The following is an 8,846-nucleotide window of genomic DNA, read 5'->3' as shown; positions in this document are numbered from 1 at the left end:
TGTTAATAACATTTCTTTAATTTCCGCGAAATTGTCGCGCACGCGTTTAATATCTAACATCGTCATACCTCCAGTAGATTCTTAATGATGGGAAAATAGTTAGTGGAAACACAAAAAAGCCCTCATCCCCATAAAGGGACGAGAGCTACCCGCGTTGCCACCCTAATTGACTAGACAATTTGTCTAATCCACTTATTTCATAACGGCATTTCAGCCGGCGACAGCCTACTTCATTCACTTCGACTGCGCAACTCCAGGACGGATTCACAAGTGCTTTTATCAGCTTCCACCACCCGCTGACTCTCTAAAAAAAACGTGCTTGCTACTACTTCCCATCATCGTGTTCAGTTATTTAAATTTTATCCATACTGTACTATATGAAATGAGATTTTGCAAGTCATACCATAAAAGATACAAAATATTCAAGAATACGTGCGTCTGCCGTTAATTCAGGATGGAATGAACAGCCTAATAAATGATTGTCTTTTGCTAACACGATTTTCCCGTCATGCTCTGCTAATACTTCAACACCTTCACCTACAGAAACAATATGTGGCGCGCGTATAAAGACAGCCGGAATGGCAGGACCTATTTTAGGTATATCGAGCTTTACTTCAAAGCTATCTACCTGACGTCCATAAGAATTTCGTGCAACTACCACATCCATTACAGCTAAATGTGATTCATAATCCACTAATTCCTTTGCTAGTAAAATCAATCCTGCACATGTTCCAAACATCGGTAAACCTTGCTTTGCAAGTGTGCGAATTGGCTCTAATAGCTCGTATCGATTCAGCAATTTGCGCATCGTTGTGCTTTCTCCACCAGGCAAGACAAGTCCATCAAGCTTCTCTAAATCAGATTTTTGTTTTACTAAGACAGCTTCACATCCGAGAGACTCTAGCATTTGCACATGCTCTCGCACCGCTCCCTGTAATGCTAAAACACCGATTCGCTTCATCTTACCAGCCTCGCTCTTGCATACGCTCATTTTGACTAAGCTGTGCAATATCGATGCCTTTCATCGGAACACCTAGCTCCTTTGAAATTTCTGCAATTAACTTGTAGTCCTTATAATGCGTAGTAGCTTCAACAATTGCACGAGCAAATTTCTCTGGGTTTTCTGATTTAAAAATACCAGAACCAACAAATACACCGTCAGCCCCCAGCTCCATCATTAATGCTGCATCTGCTGGCGTAGCAACTCCACCTGCTGCAAAATTCACGACTGGTAAACGGCCAAGATGCTTAATTTCTCTTAATAATTCGAATGGAGCACCAAGCAATTTAGCCTCTGTCATTAATTCATCCTCTGTCATACCAACTACCTTACGTACTTGCGCATTCACTTTACGAATATGGCGAACCGCCTCTACGATATTACCCGTCCCCGGTTCCCCTTTAGTTCGTAGCATGGAAGCTCCCTCACCAATGCGTCGAGCAGCTTCTCCTAAATCACGACACCCACAAACAAAGGGCACTGTATAATCACTTTTTAATAAATGAAACTCTTCATCTGCCGGAGTTAATACTTCACTTTCATCAATATAATCAACACCCATCGCTTCTAGCACTCTGGCTTCTACAATATGTCCAATACGTGCTTTTGCCATTACAGGTATAGATACAGCCCCCATAACCTCCTCTACAATACGAGGATCAGCCATACGTGCAACACCACCCGCCTTGCGAATGTCTGATGGTACTCGTTCTAACGCCATGACAGCTACAGCTCCAGCCGCTTCCGCAATTTTCGCCTGTTCTGCATTAATAACATCCATAATGACGCCACCCTTTTGCATTTCTGCCATCCCACGCTTTACTAATTCTGTACCTGTTTGTTTCATGATTTCTAACCTCCACCTTTATGATGAAATTTAGTATAATCGAAATTGACCATATAAAAATATCCAGTTTACAAAATAACCATAAGGTCAGAAAGAGGAATGAACATGGACATGCTATTATTCCAACTAGAAAAAAATGGTGAAAAACCGCTCTATGACCAGCTTTATAGCGGCATTAAAGAAGCTATTATTACAAAGAAAATTGCAGTAGGAGAAAAATTACCATCAAAAAGAAAATTAGCCGATTTTTTGAATATTTCTCAAACAACTATTGAAATTGCCTATGCACAGTTACTTGCTGAAGGCTATATTATGTCTAAATCCCGTGTCGGTTATTTTGTAGAGGAAATTGACGAGCTTCCATATATTCAGCAGGACACAATACTTTCTTTACACGAGCAACCTAAGAAAAAATCTTACAAAATAGATTTTAATCCAGGTTCTATCGATATTGATGCCTTTCCATTTCAAACATGGCGGAAATATGCGAAAGAACTCTTTGATGATGCCTCAAAGGAATTATTATTAACAGGTGAGCCTCAAGGAGAACTATCTTTACGAACGGAGATTGCTAATTATTTATTTCAATCACGCGGGGTTATTTGTAGCCCCGAGCAAATTGTCATCGGCTCAGGAACAGAGCAGCTTCTACCAATGATTTTACGTCTCTTTGGTGATGATACTTGCTTTGCGCTTGAAAACCCAGGGTATTCAGCTATTCATCGTATGTTTTCCCAGCATAAAAGGAAAGTCTATCCAATTGCAGTCGATGATGAAGGAATTGTCATCCATGAGCTCGAAAAAACTAGCGCTGACGTTGTTTATATCACGCCATCACATCAATTCCCTACAGGAGCAGTATTATCTGCTACAAGACGTGCACAGGCTTTAAATTGGGCTGCACAAAGCTCCTCTCGATATATCATTGAAGATGATTATGATTCAGAATTTCGTTATACTGGAAAACCAATTCCTGCGCTTCATGCATTAGATCGAAATGACAAAGTGATTTATATGAGTACATTTACTAAATCATTAATGCCGTCCTTGCGCGTTGCTTATTTTGTACTTCCACCAAAACTACTGGCAACTTATAATGATGTATTTAACTACTATTCATCAACAGTACCTCGTTTCGATCAACATATCGTAGCAAATTTTATGCGTGACGGTCATTTTGCCAAGCATTTAAATCGCATGAGGAAAATTTATCGAAAAAAGCATGAAAAGCTTACTTCTATTTTAGAAAACTATTCTAATCAAATTAACATTACTGGTGAGCAAGCAGGAATGCATATTTTACTCAATGTACAGCATACTTTGTCTGAAAAACATTTACAGCAGCTTGCCTCCAATGCAGGAATCAGAATTTATCCATTATCTGATTATCGCCTAGATCACACAACACCTTCACAAGCTCAATTTTTACTAGGTTTCGGTGGTTTACCTGAAGGTGAAATTGAAACTTCTATCAAAAAGCTTATGAACTGTTGGGATATAAAGAAAAAACACCAATCAACCTCACGTTAAAGGATTGATTGGTGTTTCTATATATCAGCAATTTCACCAAGTACGAAAGCGAAGCGGCAGCGGCCAAATGCAGCAAGGAGAAATTGATATTACGATTCAATTAGCTGAATATTATACAGCTCAAACCATGTATGGATTTGGCCCAGATAGGCTAACAGCTGTGGACCTGCCATTAATTGTCCGTACCAAGGAACTTTGAAAGAACTGCCACCCGATTCAATTAACTCTATTAGCTTCTGTCGTTCAAATAACTCATGAAGAATTGAATTTTTGTTCTCCATTATCTCTCTTAGCCACTTTTGGACACCGACTGTATAGACTGGGTGATAGGTTTTAGGGTACGGATTCTTTTTCCGATATAAAACTTCTTCTGGCAATAAATGTTGCATTGCCTTACGAAGCAAACCCTTTTCTATTCCGCCTAAATTTTTCATTTCCCAAGGAATATTCCATGCATATTCTACAAGACGATGATCTGCAAATGGTACACGAACTTCAAGGCTCGCCCCCATGCTCATACGATCTTTTCGTTCTAGCAATGTTTGCATAAACCAGACCATATTCAAATAAAACATTTCACGTTGTCTCACTTCTTCAATACTTTCCCCATCAAGATAGGGTACTTCAGCAATTGTTTGTGAATAAGCCTGTTGTGCATATGATTCAACTTTTAATTTCTTACGCCATCGCTCTTGCAACATCGTTGATCTTTCAGACAGTGAACGAATCCAAGGAAAACCTGTAGTCGTTTCTGTAAACCATGGATAACCCCCGAAAATTTCATCAGCACATTCACCTGATAGTGCAACGGTAAAGTCCTTTTTAACTTCTTTACAAAACCATAATAACGATGAATCGACATCTGCCATCCCTGGTGAATCTCTAACGATGACAGATTCTATTAAGAAATCGATTAATTGTTGTTGCGAAATTTCCTCAGCATGGTGTGTTGTACTAAAGGTATCTGTCATTTTTTGAATCCAATAAGTGTCTGTGGATGTTTGAAATGCATGTGGATTAAAAAAACGTTCGTTATCCTCGTAGTCTATAGAATACGTATGCAGTTTACCTTTATTTTGTTGCTGGAACATGCTTGCTGCAATTCCTGTAATAATGCTGGAATCTAATCCGCCTGAAAGAAATGTACAGATTGGTACATCTGAAACAAGCTGCCGTTCAATAGCGTCCGTGAGTAAAAAGCGGACATGATCGATCGTTTCTTCTAATGATTCTTCATGACGTATACTCTGTAACTGCCAATACTGCCAAACTCGTATGCCCTCCCTAGAGAAACGCATCGCATATCCTGGACGTAGTTCGCTAATATTTTGAAAAAGTGATTTTCCGGGCGTTCTAGATGGTCCTACAGCCATAATATTTGCTAACCCTTCCGTATTAACGGTCGCTTTAATCAATGGATGAGCTAATATTGCTTTCACTTCGGAAGCAAAGAGTAAGCCGTCTTGTTGTTCTGTATAAAACAAAGGTTTTACACCTAGTCGGTCCCGACATAAAAAAAGAGATTGTGATCGTTCATCCCATATACCAAAAGCGAAAATTCCATTTAAAAAATCAACACACTGCTCTTTCCATTCAATATAGGCCGTTAATAATACTTCCGTATCTGAATGGGTTGTAAAAACATGCCCTCGATTTTGAAGCTCTTTTCTTAATTCTTCTGTATTATAAAGCTCGCCATTATATGTAATGACATAGTTTACACCATCATGAACTTTTTTCATCGGTTGCTTACCACCGATTAAATCTATGACAGCCAGCCGACGATGGCCAAATGCAATATGCTCACTACACCAAATATTTTCATCATCAGGCCCTCGATTATTTAACGTTTTTGTCATTAATTTTAGAACTTCATTACTTTTTCTTAAATCTTTTTGAAAGCTAGCCCATCCTGTAATGCCACACATTTAGCCACATCCTTTCGCCTAATAGCGTATGCAGTAAAGCGTAAAAATGTGAAAAAGAACACGCGATGTTTTAAACAACATCTACGTGTTCTTTATAGTGATTATTAGAATAAGCCACCAACAAAGTCAGTAATGCCACTCCATAAGTTTCCAAAGAAGCTACCAATACCTTGGAAGAATAATGAGATACCTCCAGCACGCTCTACAGCCTCTGTTGTAACAACATTAGCTTTAAGGTCCTTACCGTCAATAAAACCGTAATCTGTGCCCTCTGAGCGCTCGATAACTACCTTCCCGACAACTGTATCCTTCTTAACCTCTGCTTCAAGACTCTTTTTGTCTAATACCAGCTTAGGTTTATATAAATCTTTCTCAGATGACTTAACCATAAATGAAACTGGTTCTTTAACAGCAATCGCTACTTTCTTTTCTTTACCTTTCGTAACTTTTACTGTTTCTTGATCTTTAAACTTATAGTTCGCAGGGACAATTTCTTGTTTCGAGAATTGTGAGAAACCATAGTTTAACAATTTAGCTGTTTCATCGAAGCGCGCTTTTTTTGGATCCTCTCCTACTGCCTTCATAACTACAGAAATTAAACGTGTACCATTGCGCTCTGCTGTACCTGTAAAGCAATGTCCAGCAAAGTCTGTTGTACCTGTTTTTAATCCGTCAACGCCCTCATATTTGTACGCTAATCCCGGCAACATAGCGTTCCAGTTTATCATGTCGATACTATCATCTGTACCTTCACGGAACTTCTTCTTTGCAATTTTAGACGTTTTTAATACGTCTGGATGATCTTTTAGTAAATGATATGCTAATTTAGCTACAGATTTAGCAGGCATTACGTTTTCATCATTTACTCCTGTACCAGCTGGCTGCATACCAAACAAGTCTGAATTATTAAGACCTGTAGAATTCACAAATTTATAACCTTTAAGACCAAGCTCTTCTGCTTTTTTATTCATTAGCTTTAGAAACTCAGTTTCAGTACCTGCAATTGTTTCTGCTATAGCCGCCGTTGCAGCATTTGCAGAGTAAATTGCCATTGCCTCATATAATTCTTTAATTTTGTAAGTCCCATCTCTACGCAATGGTACGTTACTTAATGCACGGTTTTGAGACATTTTATACGTATAATCCGTTACGTGATACTCTTGATCCCACTTAACCGTACCTGCTTCAATTGCATCCAATAGCAGGTATTCAGTCATCATTTTTGTCATACTTGCAATACCTAATGAAGTATCTGCATTTTGTTCATATAAAATTTTTCCTGAATCTGCATCAATTAAAATTGCAGCATCCACGTGTAGTCCTAAATCTGTTTCTGCATTTGCCTTCGCTGGAATACCTGCTAAAACACTAAATAACAAAACAGGAATTAGGAGTAAGCGAATGACAGTGCTCATTGTCTTTTTCACCTTTAAAGCCCTCCAAAAAATAATCTTGTCCTCGACATTTTATCATATATAGTAAGTTCCGTGCGTACTCTCTATCATAAAAAAATGCTCTCGTGTCATCTTTGTAGACGATTCGAGAGCATAAAAGTTGCTAGTAATATATTACATCGAATAGTTTGGTGATTCTTTTGTGATTTGAACATCATGTGGATGAGATTCACGTAGACCTGCACCTGTCATACGAACAAATTGAGCATGTTCACGTAAGAACTCAAGGTTTGCTGAACCACAATACCCCATACCGGCACGAACACCACCGATTAGTTGATAAATAGTATCTGATAAAGGCCCTTTGTATGGAAGACGACCTTCAATACCTTCTGGAACTAATTTTTTCGCATCTTCTTGGAAGTAACGATCTTTTGAACCTTTTTCCATAGCTCCAATTGAACCCATACCACGGTAAACTTTGAAACGACGACCTTGGAAAATTTCAGTTTCACCTGGAGATTCAGAAGTACCTGCAAGAAGTGAACCAAGCATTACAACGTTACCACCTGCTGCTAGAGCTTTAACGATGTCGCCAGAGTATTTAATGCCTCCATCAGCAATAATTGCTTTACCAAGCTCACGTGCAACTGTTGCACAATCGTAAACAGCTGTAATTTGTGGTACACCTACACCAGCTACGACACGAGTAGTACAAATAGATCCTGGTCCAATACCAACTTTCACTACATCTGCACCAGCCTCAAATAATGCGCGTGCACCTTCAGCTGTTGCCACGTTACCAGCGATAATTTCAAGCTCTGGATAAGATTCACGGATAGAGCGAATTGTTTGTAATACGCCCTCAGAATGACCGTGAGCTGTATCGATGACTACGATATCCACTTGTGCTTCAACAAGCTTTTCAATACGGATCATTGTATCTTTTGAAACACCAACTGCTGCCCCTACTAATAAACGACCATGAACGTCTTTTGCAGCGTTAGGGAACTCAATTACCTTTTCGATATCCTTAATTGTAATTAATCCAGTTAATTTACCTTCTTCATCTACAATTGGTAGCTTTTCGATTTTATATTGTTGAAGAATCTTTTCAGCATCCTCTAAAGTCGTTCCAACAGGAGCTGTAATTAAATCTTCTTTTGTCATAACATCGTCAATTTTTAAAGAATAGTCAGAAATAAAACGTAAGTCACGGTTTGTAATAATCCCTACTAGTTTTTGGCTTTCCATACTATCAACAATTGGTACACCCGAAATTCGGTATTTACCCATTAGATGCTCTGCATCGAAAACTTGGTGAGTCGGAGTTAAGAAGAATGGGTTTGTAATAACGCCATTTTCAGAACGTTTTACTTTTTCTACTTGCTCAGCTTGCTCATCGATTGACATGTTCTTATGGATAATACCGATACCACCTTGACGTGCCATAGCAATTGCCATTTTAGATTCTGTAACTGTATCCATGCCTGCGCTGACCATTGGAATATTTAATTTAATCTTCGGTGTTAGTTGAACTGATAGATCAACATCTTTCGGTAATACTTCTGAATGCGCTGGTACTAATAATACATCATCAAAAGTTAAACCTTCTTTGGCAAATTTAGTTTCCCACATTTTCGTAACGTCCTCCTATAGTTAAAAGAATATTAATTGTAAGATTAACAACGTGCTAAGCTACTGTCAAGAAACTTATAAAAGAAAGACAATTCAGACTTTTCGGAGTGATAACCTTGATAGTTTTTTCTCCCCTTTTTATACTGTGAAAAATATAGCCTTTTATCTTTCTTCTGCATTTAGAATAAATATTAGTTAAGCTCGTCTTATTTTAGGCAAATTTTGTGGAATTATTGATCAATTATTAAGGTTTTTCATAAAAAAAACAGCCAGCATACAGCTGACTGTCTAAATTGCCTAGCGACGTCCTACTCTCACAGGGGGAAGCCCCCAACTACCATCGGCGCTAAAGAGCTTAACTTCCGTGTTCGGTATGGGAACGGGTGTGACCTCTTTGCCATCATCACTAGACATATTTAATTGAAAGAATTATTCTTTCAAAACTGGATAAACGGTGCATTGAATGTTTCAAACGTTTTGGTTAAGTCCTCGATCGATTAGTATTCGTC

General features: G+C 38.6%; 6 protein-coding genes, 1 rRNA gene and 1 other annotated feature. Of the genes, 1 reads left to right on the top strand and 6 read right to left on the bottom strand.

Annotated features, from left to right (window positions below; all coding sequences use genetic code 11):
• Window positions 1-131 precede the first annotated feature (131 nt).
• Window positions 132-348: a binding site (T-box leader), on the bottom strand.
• Between the two features lie 49 nt (window positions 349-397).
• A complete protein-coding gene (pdxT, locus tag MOK21_RS23510) occupies window positions 398-961 on the bottom strand; it encodes a pyridoxal 5'-phosphate synthase glutaminase subunit PdxT (protein ID WP_249076377.1) in 564 nt (187 codons plus the stop codon).
• A gap of 1 nt (window position 962) precedes the next feature.
• Complete coding sequence (gene pdxS / locus MOK21_RS23505; RefSeq protein ID WP_249076376.1) at window positions 963-1,847, bottom strand: pyridoxal 5'-phosphate synthase lyase subunit PdxS; 885 nt, start codon at window positions 1,845-1,847, stop codon at window positions 963-965.
• A 105-nt stretch (window positions 1,848-1,952) separates the two neighbouring features.
• Here pdxS and pdxR point away from each other — a divergent pair, with 105 nt between their 5' ends.
• Entirely contained in the window at window positions 1,953-3,377 is a 1,425-nt protein-coding gene (gene pdxR, locus MOK21_RS23500) for a MocR-like pyridoxine biosynthesis transcription factor PdxR (RefSeq protein WP_249076375.1), read from the top strand.
• Between the two features lie 89 nt (window positions 3,378-3,466).
• Here pdxR and asnB read toward each other — a convergent pair whose 3' ends face one another.
• From asnB to rrf, 4 genes are all read right to left on the bottom strand, one after another.
• Window positions 3,467-5,305, bottom strand: coding sequence for an asparagine synthase (glutamine-hydrolyzing) (asnB, locus tag MOK21_RS23495; RefSeq protein ID WP_249076374.1), 1,839 nt, complete (start codon window positions 5,303-5,305; stop codon window positions 3,467-3,469).
• 104 nt (window positions 5,306-5,409) lie between these two features.
• The gene (locus MOK21_RS23490; RefSeq protein WP_249076373.1) at window positions 5,410-6,732 is read right to left on the bottom strand and encodes a D-alanyl-D-alanine carboxypeptidase family protein; all 1,323 of its coding nucleotides are present in this window, start codon (window positions 6,730-6,732) and stop codon (window positions 5,410-5,412) included.
• Window positions 6,733-6,873: 141 nt separating this feature from the next.
• A complete protein-coding gene (guaB, locus tag MOK21_RS23485; protein WP_249076370.1) occupies window positions 6,874-8,337 on the bottom strand; it encodes an IMP dehydrogenase in 1,464 nt (487 codons plus the stop codon).
• Between the two features lie 295 nt (window positions 8,338-8,632).
• A 5S ribosomal RNA gene (gene rrf, locus MOK21_RS23480) occupies window positions 8,633-8,748 on the bottom strand.
• Window positions 8,749-8,846: the final 98 nt, after the last annotated feature.

The sequence above is a fragment of the Lysinibacillus sp. BPa_S21 genome (assembly GCF_023337795.1).
GTDB lineage: Bacteria > Bacillota > Bacilli > Bacillales_A > Planococcaceae > Lysinibacillus.
This window is presented reverse-complemented; position numbering and strand designations above follow the sequence as displayed.

Excerpts from the sequence above, each read along its gene's own strand:
- asnB (WP_249076374.1), bottom strand. The coding sequence starts at position 5,305 with ATGTGTGGCATTACAGGATGGGCTAGCTTTCAAAAAGATTTAAGAAAA.
- guaB (WP_249076370.1), bottom strand. The coding sequence starts at position 8,337 with ATGTGGGAAACTAAATTTGCCAAAGAAGGTTTAACTTTTGATGATGTA.
- pdxR (WP_249076375.1), top strand. The coding sequence starts at position 1,953 with ATGGACATGCTATTATTCCAACTAGAAAAAAATGGTGAAAAACCGCTC.
- pdxT (WP_249076377.1), bottom strand. The coding sequence starts at position 961 with ATGAAGCGAATCGGTGTTTTAGCATTACAGGGAGCGGTGCGAGAGCAT.
- pdxS (WP_249076376.1), bottom strand. The coding sequence starts at position 1,847 with ATGAAACAAACAGGTACAGAATTAGTAAAGCGTGGGATGGCAGAAATG.